Genomic DNA, 19,114 nt, shown 5'->3' on the forward strand with positions numbered 1-19,114 from the left:
CAAGCAAGCGCCTTTCGACAGTGGGAAGCATGAACACCGACACCCAGCCCCAGCCGCCGCGTTCCGCCCCCCGGACACCCGACGTACGACTGACGCAGTACGCCCGCGGCGGAGGATGCGCCTGCAAGATCGACCCGGGCCGGCTCGAATCGATGGTGGCTCAGCTGCCCGATCCGTCAGGAGAGTTCGGCCAGGGGGAACTGATCGTCGGGCTGGACGGCGGCGACGACGCGGCCGTCGTACGTCTGCAGGGCACGCAGGCGACCATTCTCACCACCGACTTCTTCACACCGGTCGTCGACGACGCCTACGACTGGGGCCGCATCGCGGCCGCCAACGCCCTCTCCGACGTCTACGCCATGGGCGGCACACCGCTCGTCGCCGTGAACCTGCTGGCCTGGCCGGCCGACACCCTGCCCATGGAACTCGCAGGGGAGGTGCTGCGCGGAGGCCTCGATGTCACCCGCGCCGCCAACTGCCATCTGGCGGGCGGACACAGCATCGACGACGCCGAACCCAAGTACGGCCTGGCGGTGACCGGGATCGCCGACGCGGACCGCCTCCTGCGCAACGACGCCGGCCGGCCCGGTCTGCCCCTGTCACTGACCAAGCCCCTGGGGATCGGCGTCCTCAACACACGCCACAAACGCACCGGGGAGAACTTCCCGCAAGCGGTGGCGGCCATGACCACGCTGAACCGGGACGCCTCATCGGCGGCCCTGTCCGCGGGCGCCGTCTGCGCGACCGACGTCACCGGCTTCGGACTGCTGGGACACCTGCACAAACTGGCACGCGCGAGCGGCGTCACAGCCAGGGTGGACCCGGCCGCCGTTCCGTATCTCGACGGTGCCCGCGCGGCCGTCCGGGACGGATTCGTCAGTGGCGGCAGCAGGCGCAATCTCGCCTGGGTCGACCCTCACACCCGGTGGGGCGCGGCCGTCGACGAGGAGGAGCGTCTGCTGCTGGCCGACGCCCAGACGTCCGGCGGGCTGCTGATCGTCGGCGAGATACCCGGGGCCCCGGTCATCGGCGAACTGGTGCCCGCCCAGGACCACACCCTCGTCGTCGGATGACGACGGCGAAACACGCCGCGGACGACCCGCGCCGACGCGTCCCGGGCACCGACTCCGTGCTGGCCGATCCCCGTCTCGCCGACGCGGTGCGCCGGCTCGGGCAGGCCGTCGTCAAGGAAGCCGTCCACGAGGCCCAGCGGCGGGCGCGCGGCGGCGAGATACCACCCGAAGCCGTGGCCGACCTGGCCTCGGCGTTGTTGCCGCGGACCGCCACCACCCTGCGCCCCGTCCTCAACGCCACGGGCGTCGTCCTGCACACCAACCTCGGCCGCGCCCCCCTGTCCGCAGCCGCCGTCGAGGCCGTACAGGCGGCCAGTGGCTATGTGGACGTCGAGTTCGACACCGGCAGCGGGACACGAGCCCGCCGGGGGCGAGGCACCCTGGCGGTACTGCGCGCGGCCGTCCCCAGGGCCGAGGAGGCCCACGTCGTCAACAACGGCGCCGCTGCCCTCGTCCTCGCCGCCACGGTCCTCGCGGCGGGACGGGAGATCGTCGTCAGCCGCGGGGAACTCATCGAGATCGGAGACGGCTTCCGCCTGCCCGACCTCCTGGTCAGCACCGGCGCGCGACTGCGTGAGGTCGGGACGACCAACCGCACACACCTCGACGACTACCGCCGTGCGATCGGCCCCGACACGGGCTTCCTGCTGAAGATCCACCCGTCCAACTTCCGCGTCGAGGGCTTCACCAGCGCCGTCTCCGTAGCCGATCTGGCCACACTGGGTCCGCCGGTGGTCGCCGACATCGGTTCCGGCCTGCTCACCGGCGACCCGGTGCTCCCGGAGGAACCCGACGCCGACGACTGGCTCGCCCAGGGAGCCGACCTGGTCACCGCCAGTGGCGACAAGCTTCTGGGCGGCCCGCAGGCGGGCCTGCTGCTCGGCACCCGCGAGGTCGTCGACGCCCTGCGCGCCCACCCCCTCGCCCGGGCCCTGCGCGTGGACAAGCTGACCCTCGCCGCCCTGGAGGCGACCCTCCTGGGGCCCAGGCCACCGGCCGTCGCGTTCCTGCACGCGGACCCCCAGGCGCTGCACGCACGCGCCGAGAAACTGGCAGGCCGGCTCACCGGCCGGCACATCCCCGCTCGCGCGGTACCGAGTGACGGAATGGCCGGCGGCGGTGGCGCCCCGGGCGTCCGGCTGCCCGGCTGGGCGGTCCGTCTGCCCTCCGGATACACACAGGCGCTGCGCGCGGGCGAGCCCTGCGTGGTGGGGCGGGCCGAACGCGGGCACTGCCTGCTGGACCTGCGGTGCGTCCCGGCGGAATGCGACGACGAACTCGCGGAGGCCGTCCTGCGCGCCGCCACGGCCGTGGCGGCAGAGCACGCCGGTGGCCGGAGCGCGGGAGGGAAGCCGGGCGCGGACTCCCCGGGAAGAGAGCGGGCCGCATGCGAGTGATAGCCACCGCCGGTCATGTGGACCACGGCAAGACCGCACTGCTCAGGGCCCTGACGGGGATGGAGACCGACCGGCTGCCCGAGGAGCGGCGCCGCGGCATGACCATCGACCTCGGATACGCGTGGACCACCCTCGCGGACGGCGAGACAGCGGCCTTCGTCGACGTACCCGGGCACGAGCGGTTCCTCACCACCATGCTGGCCGGGGTGGGACCCGCGCCCGCGGCCCTGCTGACGGTGGCGGCCGACGGGGGATGGGCGAGGCAGACCGAGGAGCATCTCGCCGTACTCGACGCCCTCGACGTGCGGTACGGCGTTCTCGCCGTCACCCGCGCCGACCTCGCCGACCCCGCGCCGGCTGTCGCGGCGGCTCGTGAGCGCCTGGCCGGCACATCGCTGGCGGCCGTCGAGATCGTGGAGACCAGCGCGGTCACCGGATACGGCATGGACACCTTGCGTGACGCCTGCGCGAGGCTGGTCGCCCGGATGCCCGTGCCGGACGCGGGGCGGCCCGCCCGGCTGTGGGTCGACCGGGTCTTCACCGTGCGCGGCGCGGGCACCGTCGTCACCGGGACGCTCGGCAGCGGGAGCGTCTCCGTCGGGGACGAGCTCCGGATCGCCTCCACCGGCCGCACCGTCCGCGTCCGCTCGATGGAATGCCTCAAGACGACGGTGAGCGGCGCCGCGGCGGTCTCCCGCGTCGCTCTCAACCTGCGCGGCAGCGCCTGCTCCTCGATCAGGCGGGGCCAGGCGCTGATCAGCCCCGAAGGATGGACGGTCACCGGCGAACTGGACGTCCGCCTGACACGGGTGCCGGAGCGACTGCCCAAGGAACTCGTGTTCCATCTCGGCTCCGCCGCGATACCCGTACGGGCCCGACCCCTGGGCCCGGATACCGCACGTCTGAGACTCGCCGGCCCCGTCGCGGTGCACCAGGGCGAACGCGGCGTGATCCGCGCGCCGGGCAACCGGGAGATCATGGTGGGCGCGGTCGTCCTCGACGTCCTGCCGCCGCCGCTCGACCGGCGTGGGGCGGCGGCGGCGCGCGGCGCGGCACTCGCCGACGTGCCCGACGTTCCCGAGCCGGCCCTGGAAGTCGCCCGTCTGGGCGCTGTCACCCGAAGCCGGTTGCTGGCCACGGGGGTCCTGCCCACAGGCAGCGAACCGGCCGTGGACGCCATAACCGTCGGAGACTGGCTGGTTCACCCGGGACAGTGGGACACCTGGGCGACGCGGTTGCGCCAGGTCACGGACCAGTGGGCGCGGGAACACCCGCTGGCGCCCGGGATGTCCCGCGAGAGCGCCGTGCGGGAACTGGGACTGCCCGACCCCGGTCTGCTCGACGCCCTGGTCGGCGCGGCCGGTCTGGTCCACGACGCGACCGGAGTGCACCGTGCGGGCGCGAGGCCCGCGTTCCCGGAAGCCGTCGAACGCGCGATGCGATCCGTGCGCGAGCGTCTGACCGAGGCACCCTTCGGCGCTCCGTCGGCGGACGAACTGCTGTCGCTGGGCCTGACGGAACGGCATGTCGCCGCGGCCGCCCGCAGCGGGCTGCTGCTGCGCCTGCCGGGGAGCGTCGTACTGCTGCCCGACGCACCGCAGCGAGCCCGGCGGCGTCTGTCGGCCCTGTCTGAGCCGTTCACCCTCAGCCAGGCACGACAGGCACTGGGAACCACCCGCCGCGTCGCGGTGCCCCTGCTGGAACTGATGGACCGGACGGGGCTCACCAGGCGCATCGACGCGACCCACAGGCGGTGCACCTGAGCTCGCCCCACGCCCGGCACGCCGATGCCACCGTCCCCACGCTCACCAGATCACGGAGAAGAGATGCCGTACGAGGAAGCCCTGCGACAGATCATCGAAGACATCGTGGAACCCGAGGCGGAACGGGTCGACCGCGACGGCGTCTTCCCCCGCAAGGCCGTGGAAGCGCTGGGTAACGCGGGCCTGTTGGGGCTCACGGTGCCACAGGAGGCCGGAGGGGGCGGACAGACCGTACGGGCGGCCGCCGAGGTCGTCCGCCGTCTCGCCGGGGCCTGTGGTTCCACGGCGATGGTGGTGCTGATGCACTACAGCGCCACCGCGCTCATCACGGCCGCAGGGACCGACGAGATGCGCCAGGACATCGCCTCCGGACGCCACCTGACGACCCTGGCCTTCTCCGAGGCGGGCTCCCGCAGCCACTTCTGGGCGCCGATGGGCACGGCGACACCCCGCGACGGCGCCATCGTGCTGGAGTCGAGCAAGAGCTGGGTGACATCCGCCGGAGAGGCGGACAGCTATGTGTGGTCGAGCCGGCCGGTCACCTCGCCGGACGCCATGACCCTGTGGCTGGTCGACTCCAAGGACCCGGCGCTCTCGGTGACACGGCGCTTCGACGGGCTGGGGCTGCGAGGCAACCACTCGGCACCCGTCGAGACCAAGGGCCTGCGCGTCTCCCGGGACCGCATGCTCGGGGCGGACGGCTCCGGTCTCGATCTCGCGCTCACCGTGGCCCTGCCCTGGTTCCTCGTGCTCAACGCGGCGGCGAGCGTGGGGCTGGCGGACGCCGTCGTGGCGGAGACGCTCCAGCACCTGCGCGGCACCCGGCTCGAACACCTCGACCAGTCGCTGGCCGACCAGCCCATCGCGCGGGCGTCCGCCGCCCGGATGCGTATCGAGACCGACAGCGCGCACGCCCTGCTCGACAAGGCCGTCGACGCCCTGGAACGGGGCCTTCCCGAGGCGCAGTTGCTGACGCTGGAGGTGAAGGCGGCCGCCGCCGAGACATCGGCACAGGTGGCGGACGCCGCGCTGAAGGTCTGCGGCGGAGCGGCGTTCCGCAAGGAACTGGGCCTCGAAAGGCGCTTCCGCGACTCGCGGGCCGCCCGCGTCATGGCACCCACCACCGATGCCCTCCTCGACTTCACCGGACGTGCCCTGCTCGGCCTGCCCCTCCTGGACGGGGGCGCGCGATGACGACCTCTCTGGTGCTGGGCGCGGTGGCCTACGACCCCAAGGTCGTGACCATCTGGGACGGCTTCCGCACCTGGTTCCGCGGCCAGGGCTTCGCGTTCGACTACGTCCTGTACTCCCACTACGAGCGTCAGGTGACCGATCTCCTGGCCGGGCGGATCGACGCCGCGTGGAACTCACCGCTGGCCTGGGTGCGCGCCAGACGCCTCGCCGAAGCGCGCGGCGAAGAGGTGCGGGCCGTGGCCATGCGGGACACCGACTGCGACCTGACGTCCGTCGTCGTCGTGCGCGCGGACTCCGCGCTGACCTCGCCGGCCGGCCTCCGCGGCCGCACCCTGGCCACGGGGGCCGTCGACTCGCCCCAGGCGACCCTGCTGCCGCTGGAACTGCTCCGCGCGGCGGGCCACTTGCGAGACGTCCGCGTGCTGCGCTTCGACATCGGTACGGGACTGCACGGCGACCACATCGGCGGCGAGCGCGCGGCGGTGGAGGCGCTGCTGGCCGGAAAGGCCGATGCGGCGTGCCTGAGCGACACCAACCTGCTGACGTTCTCACGCGAGGGACTCATGCCCTCCGGGGCGGTCAGGGTGATCGCCCAGACGGAACCCTACGACCACTGCAACATGACGGCCGGGCCGTCGGCGGACCCGGCGGCAATCGAGGCGTTCGCGCGGCTGCTCCTGGCCATGGACTACGCCGACGCCGAGGTCAGGCCCCTGCTCGACCTCGAAGGACTCAAGGAATGGCGACCGGGCCGACTCCAGGGCTACACGGCGTTGGAGAGGGCGGTGAGCACGAGTGGCTTCTACGACGAACGAGGACGCGTCACGGCTGCCGGCTATCGACCTTGAGGGTCTGGGCCTCGACGTCGGCGGCCACCTCCTCCTCCAGCACGCCCTGGTGGCCCGTCCCCCCGGGACGCGCCTGGCCGTTCACGGACGGCACCCGGCGCTCGCCGTCCACCTGCGTGCCTGGTGCCGGGCGAACGGTCACGGGTTCGACATGGCCGGCACCACTCCCGTGATCGTCAGGGGATCATCGGACGAGGACCGCCTGCACGGTGCCGAGCGGGCCGGCAGCGCCCTTCCGGGACGGGTCGTCGAACACGCCGACCGTCGCTGGGGACTCGCGGCCCGCGGCGCTCTCGTCGAGCCGGGCGGGCCCGCCCTCTCGGTGGACTGGGTGGACCGCGACCTCGTGTGGGCGGATGTGGCTCCACGCCTCTACGCGCAGGCGGCCGCGGGGCAGTGGGATCCGGCGACGGCGGTCGACTGGGACACGCGGGTGGAGCTCCCCGGAGCCATCGAGGACGCCGTCGTGCAGGTGATGACGTACCTCGTGGAGAACGAGCAGGCCGCCCTCGTACTCCCCGCCCGCCTGCTCTCCCGCCTGCATCCGCACTTCAGGGAGGTCATGCAGCTCCTCGCCGTGCAGGTCGCCGACGAGGCCCGGCACATGGAGGTGTTCACCCGCCGTGCCCTGCTCAACCGCACCGAACTGGGGGTGTCGGGCGTGGGCGGCCGCGCCTCCCTCCAGACGCTGCTGGACGAACCGGACTTCACCCTCGCTTCCTTCCTGCTGTCCGTCCTCGGGGAAGGATCCTTCGTCGACCTGCTCCGATTCCTCCACCGCCACGCGCCGGACGCCGTCACGGCGGATGTGACCCGCCTGGCCGCGCGCGACGAGGCCCGGCACGTGGCGTTCGGGGTCGCCCACACCGCCCACGCGGTCGAACGCGACCCGGCCTTTCTGACGCGTCTGCGCACAGCGGTGGAGCGCAGGCACGCCGCACTCGTGGACACCGCCGGGCTCAACCAGCGGGTCTTCGATTCCCTGGTCCTCATCGCCGCCGGCTCGTGGCAGCCGGCGGCCATCGAACGGGGATGGCGAAAGGTGCAACAGCTCCAACAGGCCATGGACGAAGGCCGCCGAAGGCGCCTGGCCTTCATCGGCTTTCCCGACGACGAAGCGGCGGCACTGGCGGCTCTGCACACCAAGAACTTCATGTGAGCGCCCTCACGGGCCCGGGCGCGGTCTGGAAGGACACGCGGGCGGGCACTGAGTGCCTGCCTCGGCCCGAGCCCCCGGTGGGGCGCTGAACCGCCGAGGTCGCCTCGGGGGTTCAGCGGGCCACGGTGGCGAGGACATCGTGGCCCAGCCGCTGGACGACGTCCGTCGCGAGGCGGTGCCGTACCAGCTTGCCGTCCCGGGTGGAGCGCAGCAGGCCCGCGTCGCGCAGGGTCCTCAGGGCGCGGGAGACCTGGGGTTCGGTGGAGCCGAGCCGGGCGGCGAGCTCCGAGGGGGTGATGGGTTCGCCCAGCAGATGGCGGCAGAGTTCCATCCGGGCGGGCGAGGTCAGCGCCATCAGCCGGTCGTGCAGGTCCCGCAGGGTCAGCTGCCCGGCCGGAGCGGTACCGCGGGACTGGTGGTCGGCCAACCCCTTCTCCCTGTCGGCGGCACCGGGCGGACAGGGCCTGCGCCTCACGGCGAAGGCGGTGGGCAGCACCAGCGCAGGCCTGCGGAACGTCCCCGTCGGCAGCCGCGCCTTCGTCGAGGGACCGTACGGGGCGTTCACCTCGCTGCACCGCAGCCGCCCCGGCACCCTTCTGATCGCCGGCGGCGTGGGGATCACACCCATGCGGGCCATGCTGGAGGAGGCGACCGGTGACGTCGTCGTGCTGTACCGGGTACGCAGCGAGGCCGACGCGGTGCTGCTGAACGAGGTACGGCACCTGGTCACGCTCCGGGGCGGCCGGTTGCACCTGCTCACCGGCAGAACCGACGAGTGCGGCACCCCGCCGTTCGGTCCGGACAGCCTGCACCGGCTGGTCCCGGACATCACCGAACGCGACGTGTACGTCTGCGGCCCGCCCGCTATGACCAGGGTCGTGCTCGCCGGCCTGCGCGAATTCCCTTGCGGGCCGACCCCGTTCCGCCCGCGGTCGGCTTGATCCGCTGTTGTCCGACGGTGTTGATGTCAACCGCTGATGTCAGACGCCCCGGCTACGCCCGATCGGCCAAGCATCTGCCCCTCCGGGGCCCTGAAGCGGTCCTGCGTTGCTTGGCACCGCATCTTGACCCGCACATGATCGCCCCCGACGTCCTAGCCCTGCGGAGACAGTGCCGGGGCATGCCGCTCACCGCGTGACCTGCAGCACCGCTTTCCCGGAGACACGGCGCCCGCGGAGGGCCTCGGCGGCCTCGGCGAAGTGGTCCCAGGAACCCTGCCAGCCGATCTCGACAGTGAGGGACCCCTCAGCGGTCAGCTCGGCGAGAACGGCCAGGTCCGGGCCGGCATCGCCCTCGATGACGAAGGACGTCAGCGACTTGGTGGGGCCGACGGTCGCATAGGGAGGGAAGACCGCTGGCTCCCCGGAAGTCCAGCCGACGCTCTGCACGCTGCCCCCGTGAGCGAGCAGGCCCCACGCCTCCACCAGTTGGGGGCCGCCGACGCTGTCGATGACCACGTCGACGGCTCGCTCGAGTCCCTCCAGGCCGATCAGCACCTCGTCGGCGCCGATGTCGACCAGCCCCTCCCCGCGGGCCGTCGAGCCCACGGACGCGATCACGTGGGCACCGGCCCGCGCCGCCAGCTGGACGGCGAACCGGCCGACCCCGCCGGAGGCGCCGGTGACCAACACCCTCTTGCCCGGCGCGAGCCCGGCGGCCCGCAGCGAGCGCAGTGCGGCCACTCCGGCGACCGGCAGGGCGACCGCCTTCGCCAGGTCCAAGCCCTTGGGCACCTCGGCAAGCGCACCCACGTCGATCGCGACGCGCTCGGCGAACGCCCCCGACGTCAGGGCCACCACCCGGGTGCCCACCGCCGGGCCGGTTCCGTCGGCTGCGGTCTGAACCACCACCCCGGCGGTGTCCGAACCGAGCACCGCACCCGGGGGCACCCGACCGGAGCGGGCGTCGTTGAGGTCGCCGTAGTTCAAGGAGGCATGGGAGACGTCCACCAGGACCTGGCCCGGTCCGGGCACGGGGTCGGGAACCGCGGCGAGGCGGACGGCGGCGGGTGCGGACGGATCGACGACGAGAGCACGAACAGACATCTCTTCCCCCTTGGTTCACGACGTGTAACAGCAGTCATCATCGATAACCTTGCTGCCCAGCGGAAGGAGGCACATTTATGTCACGCGGATGCTCACCCTCAACCTGCGCCGACTGGAGCGGGACGGGCTGCTCATCCGCACCGTCTATCCGACCGTGCCACCCAAGGTCGAGTACAGCCTCACACCCATGGCCTGAGGGCGAAGCCCACAGGAACTTTTTGTTCCCCCACCTCAGCGGAGCTGCTTAAGGCCTGTTCCGGAGTCGGGTGTGAGCTTGTGACAAGATCGCGGAATGCTGCGACTCACCGATTTCATTATCGACTGTCCGGACACGATGATGCTGGCGGCTTTCTACTCCGAGGTGACGGGCCGTCCGATCAAGGAAGGCAGCTCCGAGGACTGGGCCGGCATCCAGTTCGGCGAGATCGAGCTGGCATTCATCCGGGTGGACGACTACCGCGCTCCGCAGTGGCCCGACAGCGAGCACCCCAAGCAGTTCCACCTCGACTTCGAAGTGGACGAGATCGAGTCCGAGCAGCGCCGCGTCCTCGACCTCGGCGCGACGCTGAGGCAGGACTTCATCGGTCCCAACGGCTACGGCTGGCAGGTCTACACCGACCCGATCGGCCACCCCTTCTGCCTGTGCCGCAACAAGGGCGTCATCTGGACCGAGCAGGGCCCGATCTGGCCCAAGCGCGGCTGATGTCATCCCCAACCGCCCTCTCAAGCGTTGCGGTGGTAAGCCTTGTTGGCAATGCGCCAGCGGCCGTCGTCGTGGACCAGCAGGAAGATGTCGGTGAAGGTGTCAGCGCCGTGCCAGAGCGTCATCGTTGCGGTCGCGACCGTACCGTGGACCTCTATGGCGTCGATGCGGCGGGAGCGGGTCGGTTCATCCGGGGCCGGCCGGCCGTGGAAGAGAGCGCAGTACTCGTCCAGGTGCCACGAGACGAAGGCGCCGTCCCGTATCCCCTCGATATGGGCGGTGGGCAGGAACGCGTCGCGGAAGTGGGAGGCGTCGCCGGTGACGTGACCGCGGATGTAGGCACGAAGCGGTTCGAGCACGGCGTCCTCCACGGCGGGGGCCGTGGCAGCGACGGCGATGTCTGCCTCAGCGGCGGAAGAGATGCCGGCCAGGTCGGACGCGCTGCGCAGAGGCGTGTTCGACGCGGCGGCCAGCAGCGCCATGTCCTTGGCCAGCGCACCGATCGTGAACTCAGCCGGGACAGCGGTCGGCCCGTCGGCGAGGAAGGCCCGCTTGCGGGCGACGAGTCCGCCGAGCTGGCCGCGTTCGAGGACGTCCAGCACTTGGTCACGGGGCAGGCCCAGGGCGTCGGCCTGCCGCAGTGAGTCGCGCAGCGCGAGGACGGCGCCGGCCAGACCGCAGTTGGCGATCAGCTTGAGCGCGGCGGCTGTGGCGGCGTCGTCGACACGCCGCACGGTGCCCAGCGTCTCCAGCACCGGCCGAGCTCCGTCGAGCGCGTCTTGGCCGGCGGCGGCGAGGATCTGCAGGGTGCCCGCGGCGGCAGCCGGCACGGAGCCGAGCAGAGGCGCGTGGACGTAGGACCGGCCGAGTTGCCGGGCCAGCGCCGACGCTTCGGCGGGGGCGATGGTGCTGGTGTTCAGCACGATCGTGTCCGTTCGCAGCGAGTCACGGACGCGGTCGACAACCTGCCGGCAGGCCGGGCCGTCGAACAACGCCAGAAGAACGATGTCGGCCTTCGCCACGGCCTCGTTCGGGTCGCCGGTCGTCTCGACAGCGCCTGTGCTGTGCCCAGAGCGTGTCCAACCGACGACATCCCCATGATGGTTGGCGAGTCGTGTCGCGATGGCGGCGCCCATGCGACCCAGGCCGAGGACGGCGATCGTGCGCGGTGCGGTCATGCGTCCCAGCGTGCGGGCACCGCGCCCCCTGCGACAAGCGCAGGTCCAGCAGGGCAGCCATGCGGGCCGCGCAGACCGGCAGGGCATACTTGCGCCATGGAACTGGCCGTGTGGCAAACGTTCGTGACGGTGTGTCGGCTGGGGTCGCTGTCGGCGGCGGCCACCGAACTCGGTTATACGCAGTCGGCCGTATCCCGTCAGATCGCCGGGCTGGAGCGCCAACTCGGGGTGCCGCTGGTACAGCGGCATGTGCGCGGCGTGCGTCCGACGGCTGCCGGCGAGGTGTTCCGTCACCACGCCCTGGTCACGCTCAACGACGCCGATCGCGCCGTGCGTGCCGTACGGGACGTTCGTGACGGGGCGCTCAGCCGGCCTCTGGCGATCGGCGCGACGCCGTCTCTGGCTGCCGCGATCGTGCCCGCGGCGATCCGCCGCCTGCTGGACGAGGCCGCCCCCCTCCGGTGGAACCTGGTGCCCGGGCTGAGCTCACAACTGCACGACCGCGTGATCGCCGGCGATCTCGACGTAGCGGTCGTCACCGATGCGCCACCGGGGCTGCCCAACGACCCACGTGTCCAACGACGGTTCCTGGGGATGGACGACATGGTCGTCGTGCTGCCCGTCGACCATCCGCGGGCAGGACACGGCCCGGTGCACATCCGGACGCTGGCCGACCAGACCTGGGTCGAGGACAACGACGGCTCGGCAGCGCTGCTGCGCCAGCACGCCGCCCGCGCCGGAGTGACCGCCCGCATCGACCTCACCGCGGCCGATCTGCCCGGCAAGGTGGCCCTGGTCGCAACCGGCCACGCCATCGCGCTCATACCCGGTGTGCTGACGGGCGCGCTGCGGGCCGACGTCACCACAGTGGCCCTCATCGATCCCCCGGCCCGGGGCGTCTACGCGATCACCCCGCGTCGCGACCCGAACCCGTCCGCAGCGTCCCTGCTCGACCAGCTCGCGACAGCCTTCGGCCCACGGTGTCCCACCCACGCCGAGCACCAGCCGACTGAGACGAACGTCGACCCCGCCGCGCCGGCACTTCACGACGGCATCACGGAAACACCCGGCTGAAAGCCCCCGCAGCAGAAGCGAATCAGGCATTGCCCGGCGTGTCCGATCCACGGCGTGCTCACCCTATGGCTTGGTCCATCCGGGCGTACGCGGACCGGCCTCCCACGACGGACCCGCCCCCGACGGACCCGCCCCCGACGGACCCGCCCCCGACGGACCCACGCCCGGCGGTCGTGGCCGCACGGCGGCGGCGGTCAGTGTGACGAACAGTGCGAGGACCACCGGGATGGTCAGAGCCCATGCCAGGCCGGTCAGCTCCGCTACGGCGCCGATGAGCAGCGGCCCGGTCAGGAAACCGAGGTAACCGATGCTGGCCACGCGGGCGATCGCGCGGCCGGCGTGCCTCGGGTCACGGCTGCCGGCGGCGGAGAACACCTGTGGCGCGATGCACGACAGACCGGCGCCGAGACAGCCGAAGCCGACGATGCCTGCCAGCGGGTGGCCGACCAGCAGCGCGGCGCCGAGGCCGACCGCCGCGACGGCACCGCAGCCGCGCACCAGGGCGACCGGGCCGACTCGCGCCGTCAGGCGGTCCCCGACGAGCCGGCCGGCCACCATCATGATCGAGAACGCGGCGTACGCGGCAGCCGCGAACCCGGCTCCGCTACCCAGCGTGTCGCGCAGGTAGACGCTGCTCCAGTCGGCCGCCGCGCCCTCTCCGACCAGGCAGCAGAAGACCAGGATCCCGAGGAACAGCACCCCGGCCGGAGCGGCGTCGCTCCGCTGTGGACGGTCGTCTCCGATGGTGGAGCGGTCCTGGCGCACCGGTGGGACGCAGTCGGCGGGCAACGCCCAGCGTGCTGTCCACAGGGCGGCCGCGCCGACGGCGGCGCCGACGGTGAGAAACGTGGTGGCCGCGGCCGAACCGGCATGGGCGGACAGGCCACCGGCCGCCGCCCCGGCGAAACCACCGATGCTGTAGATCGCGTGGAAAGACGACATCAGCGGCCTGCCGGCGGCGCGTTCCACATCGATGGCGTTGGCGTTCATGGCGATGTTGAGGGCGCCGTGAACGGTGCCGAACGCGTAGAGGGCGACGGCGAGGGTCACCACGTCGACCGCCAGGGCGGGCGGGATCAGGAACACTCCCTCGACGAAGACCATCGGGACCAGCACCGTACGACTGCCGTACCGGTCGAGGAGACGACCGACCACCTGCATGCCGGTGATCGCACCGGCGGCGAAGGCGAGCAGCCCGACGGCCAACTGTCCGTCGCCGAGGTCGAGCCGCTGCTTGATCGCGGGGATACGGGAGGTCCAGGCGCCCAACGCGGTCCCGAAGGCCAGGAAGGCCAGCGACGTCGCGACGCGGGCTCGGAGCAGGACTGCCTGATGGCCGCGGACACGGGGCACGAGTACCTCCAGGTACGCCGTGGGGACAGTCGTCGGGGCCTGGTGGGACGGTGGCCCTCGCAGCGGTCGGGGAGCGGGATGTCAGGGCCGTCGGCGCAGTCCCGTCGGTGCGGTGTGTCGTCGATGCGCGACCTGGTCAGGCGTTGTCGAGGCGGTGCCGCAGTTCGTCGTCCAGTTCCAGGTCCAGCGCGCCGAGGCACTCGTCGAGTTGGCTCACCGAGCTGACGCCGAGTACCGGCAACACCGGCGGATTGCCGCGGAGCAACCAGGCGAGGACCACCTGGTTCCGCGTCGCACCCAACTCGTTCGCCACGTCGCCCAGCACCTCCAACCGTCGTCTGCTGTCCGCGTGGTCGTACTGCTCGGGCAGCGGCCGGTCGGAGCGGGTGTACGCGCCGGACAGCAGCACCGAGTAGCCGAGCACCGTCAGGTCGGGCTCCTCACGTGCGCAGTCGAGCAACTCGTCGCTGATATGCGGATTCGCACCGAACTCGGCACCCGGTCGCGGTCGCAGGTAGGTGTGGCGCTGCTGAACGCAGCTGAAACCCGGCAGGCCCGCGGCCCTGGCGATCTCACGGGCTTTGGCGACGCGCCACGCGGCGTGGTTGCTGCACCCCGTGACCCGGGTCAGGCCCTCGGTCACCAGCGACGCGAAGGTGGCCACGGTGTCTTCCAACGATGTGCGACGGTCCTCGATGTGGGCGTAATAGACGTCGAGATGATCGGTGCCCAGGCGGCGCATGCCGGCCACGGCCTGAGCCCGGACCACCTTGTCGGCCAGCCCTTCCGCGTGCTGCGGCCAGGCGGCACCCGGAGGGTCGGGCAGCGCACCCACCTTGGTGGCCAGCACGACACGGTCGCGGGCCCGCCGGGACGCCAGCCACCGGCCCAGCAGTTCCTCGCTCTCCGCACCGGTTCCGCCGGGCACCCAGAACGCGTAGGTGTTGGCGGTGTCGATGAACGTGCCGCCTGCGTCGGTGAACCGGTCGAGGACGGCGAATGCCCGCCGTTCGTCGACCGTCGTACCGAAGTGCATGGTTCCCAGACACAGCGCACTCACGCCGAGCCCCGAACCGCCGTCGGACAGCATCCTCTGTTCCACGTCGGCCTCCTGTCGTGATCGCGGTTCACGCTAACGACGGTTGGCGAGGCCGTACGATCCAATCGCATGACCGAATCCCGGACCAATCTCGCGTGGGGCGCGCTGCTCGACCTCCCCGCCACCGGCGCGAAGCACGAGCGGCTGACCCGCGCGCTGCGGGCGGCGGTCCGCTCCGGGCGGCTGCCCACGGGCAGCGCTCTGCCGCCGAGCCGCGTCCTGGCCGCCGACCTGGGCTGTTCCCGCTGGGTCGTGACGCAGGCGTACGCGCAACTGGTCGCCGAGGGATATCTGGACGCACGGGTCGGGTCGGCCACCCGGGTGCGCTGGTCTCCCGACGCGGCGCCCATGCAACCGGACGCCGACCGACCGCCGACGTCGCCGACGCGGTTCGACCTGACGCCGGGCCTTCCCGACCTACGCGCCTTTCCGCGGTCCCGGTGGGGTGAGGCACTCCGCGACCAGACGCGGCGTGTGCCGTTTGCCGATCTGGGTTTTCCCGTCCCGGGCGGGCACTCGGAGCTCCGCCGGGCCCTGGCAGACCACCTGCACCGCTGCCGGGGCGTCGTGGCGGACACCGACGACATCGTGGTCTCCACGGGCGTCACGGACGGCGCCGCCCGTCTGTTCCGCGCCCTGCGAGCGGAGGGGATCGCCCGCGTGGCCGTCGAGGACCCCGGTTGGACCCGCCTGCACCATGTGGCGCGCGAGGCCGGGCTGAGCGTCGTCCCGGTTCCGGTGGACGAACACGGCCTTCGGGTGGACGAGTTGGACCGTGACCCGTCGGTCCGCGCGGTACTCAGCACTCCGGCCCACCAGTTCCCGACCGGCGTCACGCTCACGGCCGGGCGACGCGCAGCGCTCGTGGAGTGGGCGCGGCGGGTCGACGGGGTGGTGCTGGAGGACGACTACGACTCCGAGTTCCGCTACGACCACCGGCCGCTGAGCGCGGTCCAGGGGATGTGCCCGCAGCGGGTCGTGCTGCTGGGTTCGGTCAGCAAGACCCTGTCGCCGGCCCTGGGCATCGGTTGGGTGGTCGCGCCCCCGAGGTGGTGCCGGATGCTGCAGACCAGCGGCACCGCCCGGTCCGGCCCGCCGGTGCTGGACCAACTGGCGTTCGCCCGCCTGATCCGCACCGGTGGCTACGAGCGGCACCTGCGCTCGGTACGACGGCGCTACCGGGCCCGGCGGGCCGCCCTGCTCGACGCACTGCGCACCCGGCTCCCGGCGTGCCGGGTCACCGGTACGGCCGCCGGCCTGCACCTGGTGGCGCACCTCGGTGCCGGCGTCGACGCGGCCGGCGTCGTCACAGCCGCGACCGCCCGTGGACTCCGGCTGGTCGACCTGCGCACCTACCAGGTGGACCGCAGAGAACCGGCGAACTGCCTCGTCCTGGGCTACGGCAACCTCGCCGACAGTGCCGTCGACGACGCCGTGGCCCTGCTCGCCGCGGCGGTGGCCGATCAGAGCGCGCGGGACCGTCCGAGAGTGGTCAGCGACCGGTTGTCCACGTGAGAGCGAGCCTTTTGCGGACGCGTCCGGTTCGGCTGCCGCGGTGTGCGGCGCCGACATCGGTCATGAGGTGGGTGCGAGCGCTGGGCATGGTGAGGCTGCCGGCGGCCACCATCGCCGCCACCTGTCCGAGGACGCCCCGTCTCCCGTCGCCGGTTAGCTCGATCGGGGCCGGCATGGAGCCGCCTCCGGGCGTGTCCAGAGCGGCGTCCACCCCGTTGGGCGCAACCTGGCGTACGCGGTCGGCCAGACCATCTCCGTACTCGACCGGTGGCGCCCCGAGCACGCGCAGGTAGTCGTGGTTTCCGGGACTGGCCGTTGCGATGACGACCGCACCGCCGTGCCTGGCAACTGGACCGCGACGGTCCCCACACCGCCGGTCGCGCCGTCGATCGCGACCGTCTCGCCCGGCACCAGGCCGAACTGGGTCGGTGCGTCGGCCGGTGGCGGCGACACCGAGCGCGCCGCAGCCCTCTTCTGCTCGCTCACGCGCCACCGGCTGTGGGGCGAGGCCCTGGTAGCGGTGGTCGAGCAGCTCGCCCGGGAGGGCGAAACCGGGCGCGCCCAGGCATTGGTGCTCTTGCTCACCCACCGTCCGTCGCAGGTCACGGCGCTGATCACCCTCGGCGGTTCCTGAGCCCGGCCCAGGCCCGCAGACTCGCGGCGCGCGCCGTATGCCTGGACGGCTGGGAGCTGTGTCCTGGACGACCCGGACCGGCTCATGCACGGCTCGGTGGCGGTCGTCGCCGACCACATGCCGGCATGGCGAACGATGAGGAGCATGGGTTGACCCACGTACAGCCCGGCGCGAGGGCGCCTGGAGGACGGGGGCGGCCCGGTGCGCAAGCTCCACTCCGGACAAATGAGCTGGCCACCGCGGGCCAGGATGGAGCATGTACGGATTTCGCAGCTCGTCCTTAGCCTTGCTGCCCATGAGACATCCGGGAAGCCCCCACCTTCCGGCTTGACCCGGGGCGGTCTCAAAGAATCGCAACCGGTGCGGAAATCGCAGTTCACCTGTCTCCACAAGATCGCGCAGGTGTGCACCGGCCCTTGGCCTCTGACAGCGCTGTGGAGTCCTCCCCACGCGCTCCCGGCATCGCCCCCGCACAGCCGCAGCCTTCCCTGGTCCGCCCATGCCGTCGGCCGGGCGGCAGGCCGCTGAATCTTTGAACCCCTAGTCAAGGACGCTCATGACCACGACGAACAAGGCTCAGATGCCACCCGGCAGCCGCGAGCAGACTCCAGCCTCGGACGGCCTTCAAGCCGGACTGAAGGACCGCCACCTGTCCATGATCGCCATCGGCGGTGTCATCGGCGCCGGCCTGTTCGTCGGGTCCAGCTCCGGTATCGCCACCGCCGGCCCCGGCATCCTGCTGTCCTACGCCCTCGTAGGGACAATGGTCGTCCTTGTGATGCGGATGCTCGGTGAGATGTCGGCCGCCAACCCGACGTCCGGGTCCTTCTCCGCGCACGCCGACCGTGCGCTCGGGCGCTGGGCCGGGTTCTCGATCGGCTGGCTGTACTGGTTCTTCTGGGTCGTCGTCCTCGCCGTGGAGGCGACCGCCGGCGCGGTGATCCTGGAGGGCTGGATACCGGCCGTGCCGCAGTGGGCGTGGGCGCTGATCGTGATGGTTGTGCTGACCGCCACCAACCTGGTCTCCGTCAGCTCCTACGGCGAGTTCGAGTTCTGGTTCGCGGGTATCAAGGTCGTCGCGATCGCCGCGTTCATCGTCGTCGGCGGGCTCGCCGTCTTCGGCGTCCTGCCCGGCGTGGACAGTCGGAGCGCAGGGCTGGCCAACCTCACCAGCCACGGCGGCTTCCTGCCGAACGGGCCGGGTGCCATCCTCACGGGCATGCTGCTCGTCGTCTTCTCCTTCATGGGCAGCGAGATCGTCACGCTCGCGGCAGGGGAGACCGCGGACCCGCGGCGTGCGGTCACCAAAGCCACCAACAGTGTGATCTGGCGCATCGCCGTCTTCTACCTCGGCTCGATCTTCGTCGTGGTGACACTGCTGCCGTGGAACGACCCCTCCGTCACGGAGAAGGGCTCGTACGTCGCAGCCCTGGACTCCCTCGACATCGCGCATGCCGGTCAGATCATGAACTTCATCGTGCTGACGTCCGTGCTGTCCTGCCTCAACTCCGGCCTCTACACGGCCTCCCGCATGGTTTTCTCCCTCGGCGAGCGTGGCGACGCGCCGAAGTCGTTCGCACGGACCACCTCACGCGGCGCGCCGGTCGCCGCGGTCCTCGCCTCGGTCGCCTTCGGATTCGTGGCCGTCTTCTTCAACTACGCCTACCCGGACACGATCTTCCTCTTCCTGGTCAACTCCTCGGGTGCCGTGGCGTTGTTCGTGTGGCTGGTGATCTGCTTCTCGCAGCTGCGGCTGCGGAAGGTCATCGAGCGCGACGAGCCGGAGAAACTGGTCGTGCGGATGTGGCTGTACCCGTACCTGACCTGGGCGACTATCGCGCTGATCGTCTTCGTGCTGGGCTACATGCTCACCGACACCGAGCATGACAACCGCGAGATCCTGTTGCTGTCGCTGCTGGTCGCGGCGCTGGTCGTGGCGATCGCGCTGGTCCGTGAGCGGATCGGTTCCGCTTCCGGCACAGGGAAGGACCAGCGGGACGAAACTGCCGTGCGGCCGTAGCGCAGGCGAAAGGGGTACGGACGGAAGAGCTCAGGGCCCGCCTCGCCTGCCAAGGCGGG

Annotated in this window: 16 protein-coding genes and 2 pseudogenes; 13 read left to right on the forward strand and 5 right to left on the reverse strand. The window is 71.7% G+C overall.

Annotated elements, in window-relative coordinates; all coding sequences use genetic code 11:
* Window positions 1–29 precede the first annotated feature (29 nt).
* The 6 genes from selD to ACFZDA_RS10295 all read left to right on the forward strand — a co-directional run bounded on the left by selD (window position 30) and on the right by ACFZDA_RS10295 (window position 7,434).
* Entirely contained in the window at window positions 30–1,073 is a 1,044-nt protein-coding gene (selD, locus tag ACFZDA_RS10270) for a selenide, water dikinase SelD (protein ID WP_391077837.1), read from the forward strand.
* The gene (gene selA / locus ACFZDA_RS10275; protein WP_391077840.1) at window positions 1,070–2,470 is read left to right on the forward strand and encodes an L-seryl-tRNA(Sec) selenium transferase; all 1,401 of its coding nucleotides are present in this window, start codon (window positions 1,070–1,072) and stop codon (window positions 2,468–2,470) included. Before selD ends, selA begins: the two co-directional genes overlap by 4 nt.
* Entirely contained in the window at window positions 2,461–4,233 is a 1,773-nt protein-coding gene (gene selB / locus ACFZDA_RS10280) for a selenocysteine-specific translation elongation factor (protein ID WP_391077844.1), read from the forward strand. Before selA ends, selB begins: the two co-directional genes overlap by 10 nt.
* A gap of 63 nt (window positions 4,234–4,296) precedes the next feature.
* Window positions 4,297–5,427 (forward strand): acyl-CoA dehydrogenase family protein, encoded by a 1,131-nt coding sequence (locus ACFZDA_RS10285; protein ID WP_391077847.1) that lies wholly within the window; start codon window positions 4,297–4,299, stop codon window positions 5,425–5,427.
* Window positions 5,424–6,275: a PhnD/SsuA/transferrin family substrate-binding protein gene (locus tag ACFZDA_RS10290; protein ID WP_391077850.1), complete on the forward strand. Its 852-nt coding sequence runs from the start codon at window positions 5,424–5,426 to the stop codon at window positions 6,273–6,275. The genes ACFZDA_RS10285 and ACFZDA_RS10290 overlap by 4 nt, the downstream gene beginning before the upstream one ends.
* The gene (locus ACFZDA_RS10295) at window positions 6,223–7,434 is read left to right on the forward strand and encodes a ferritin-like domain-containing protein (protein ID WP_391077853.1); all 1,212 of its coding nucleotides are present in this window, start codon (window positions 6,223–6,225) and stop codon (window positions 7,432–7,434) included. Before ACFZDA_RS10290 ends, ACFZDA_RS10295 begins: the two co-directional genes overlap by 53 nt.
* Window positions 7,435–7,546: 112 nt before the next feature.
* Here the strand turns inward: ACFZDA_RS10295 and ACFZDA_RS10300 are convergent, their stop codons facing one another.
* The gene (locus ACFZDA_RS10300) at window positions 7,547–7,789 is read right to left on the reverse strand and encodes a metalloregulator ArsR/SmtB family transcription factor (protein WP_391077856.1); all 243 of its coding nucleotides are present in this window, start codon (window positions 7,787–7,789) and stop codon (window positions 7,547–7,549) included.
* Window positions 7,790–7,847: 58 nt separating this feature from the next.
* On the opposite strand from ACFZDA_RS10300, the pseudogene ACFZDA_RS10305 reads away from it, so the two are divergent.
* Window positions 7,848–8,375 (forward strand): annotated as a pseudogene (locus ACFZDA_RS10305) (oxidoreductase); the annotation flags it as partial.
* A gap of 186 nt (window positions 8,376–8,561) precedes the next feature.
* Here ACFZDA_RS10305 and ACFZDA_RS10310 read toward each other — a convergent pair.
* Window positions 8,562–9,479 carry a zinc-binding dehydrogenase gene (locus tag ACFZDA_RS10310; protein ID WP_391077859.1) on the reverse strand — a complete coding sequence of 306 codons (918 nt, stop codon included), beginning with the start codon at window positions 9,477–9,479 and terminating at the stop codon, window positions 8,562–8,564.
* Between the two features lie 85 nt (window positions 9,480–9,564).
* On the opposite strand from ACFZDA_RS10310, the pseudogene ACFZDA_RS10315 reads away from it, so the two are divergent.
* Both ACFZDA_RS10315 and ACFZDA_RS10320 read left to right on the forward strand, forming a co-directional pair.
* Window positions 9,565–9,672: pseudogene (locus ACFZDA_RS10315) on the forward strand (winged helix-turn-helix transcriptional regulator); the annotation flags it as partial.
* Window positions 9,673–9,771: 99 nt separating this feature from the next.
* Window positions 9,772–10,182, forward strand: a complete 411-nt coding sequence (locus tag ACFZDA_RS10320) for a VOC family protein (RefSeq protein ID WP_391077862.1) — start codon at window positions 9,772–9,774, stop codon at window positions 10,180–10,182.
* A 20-nt stretch (window positions 10,183–10,202) separates the two neighbouring features.
* On the opposite strand, the gene ACFZDA_RS10325 is transcribed toward ACFZDA_RS10320, so the two are convergent.
* Window positions 10,203–11,369: a nuclear transport factor 2 family protein gene (locus ACFZDA_RS10325; protein ID WP_391078563.1), complete on the reverse strand. Its 1,167-nt coding sequence runs from the start codon at window positions 11,367–11,369 to the stop codon at window positions 10,203–10,205.
* Between the two features lie 87 nt (window positions 11,370–11,456).
* Here ACFZDA_RS10325 and ACFZDA_RS10330 point away from each other — a divergent pair, with 87 nt between their 5' ends.
* A complete protein-coding gene (locus tag ACFZDA_RS10330; protein ID WP_391077865.1) occupies window positions 11,457–12,434 on the forward strand; it encodes a LysR substrate-binding domain-containing protein in 978 nt (325 codons plus the stop codon).
* 63 nt (window positions 12,435–12,497) lie between these two features.
* Here the strand turns inward: ACFZDA_RS10330 and ACFZDA_RS10335 are convergent, their stop codons facing one another.
* Together ACFZDA_RS10335 and ACFZDA_RS10340 are read right to left on the reverse strand one after the other, a co-directional pair.
* Complete coding sequence (locus ACFZDA_RS10335; protein ID WP_391077869.1) at window positions 12,498–13,787, reverse strand: MFS transporter; 1,290 nt, start codon at window positions 13,785–13,787, stop codon at window positions 12,498–12,500.
* A 136-nt stretch (window positions 13,788–13,923) separates the two neighbouring features.
* Entirely contained in the window at window positions 13,924–14,877 is a 954-nt protein-coding gene (locus ACFZDA_RS10340) for an aldo/keto reductase (RefSeq protein ID WP_391078566.1), read from the reverse strand.
* A gap of 78 nt (window positions 14,878–14,955) precedes the next feature.
* Here ACFZDA_RS10340 and ACFZDA_RS10345 point away from each other — a divergent pair, with 78 nt between their 5' ends.
* The 3 genes from ACFZDA_RS10345 to ACFZDA_RS10355 all read left to right on the forward strand — a co-directional run bounded on the left by ACFZDA_RS10345 (window position 14,956) and on the right by ACFZDA_RS10355 (window position 19,055).
* Window positions 14,956–16,401 carry an aminotransferase class I/II-fold pyridoxal phosphate-dependent enzyme gene (locus ACFZDA_RS10345; RefSeq protein ID WP_391077872.1) on the forward strand — a complete coding sequence of 482 codons (1,446 nt, stop codon included), beginning with the start codon at window positions 14,956–14,958 and terminating at the stop codon, window positions 16,399–16,401.
* 337 nt (window positions 16,402–16,738) lie between these two features.
* Entirely contained in the window at window positions 16,739–17,035 is a 297-nt protein-coding gene (locus tag ACFZDA_RS10350; RefSeq protein WP_391077875.1) for a hypothetical protein, read from the forward strand.
* Window positions 17,036–17,591: 556 nt separating this feature from the next.
* The gene (locus tag ACFZDA_RS10355; RefSeq protein WP_391077878.1) at window positions 17,592–19,055 is read left to right on the forward strand and encodes an amino acid permease; all 1,464 of its coding nucleotides are present in this window, start codon (window positions 17,592–17,594) and stop codon (window positions 19,053–19,055) included.
* Window positions 19,056–19,114: the final 59 nt, after the last annotated feature.

The organism is Streptomyces sp. NPDC007991 (assembly GCF_042958445.1).
In the GTDB taxonomy this organism is placed as follows: domain Bacteria; phylum Actinomycetota; class Actinomycetes; order Streptomycetales; family Streptomycetaceae; genus Streptomyces.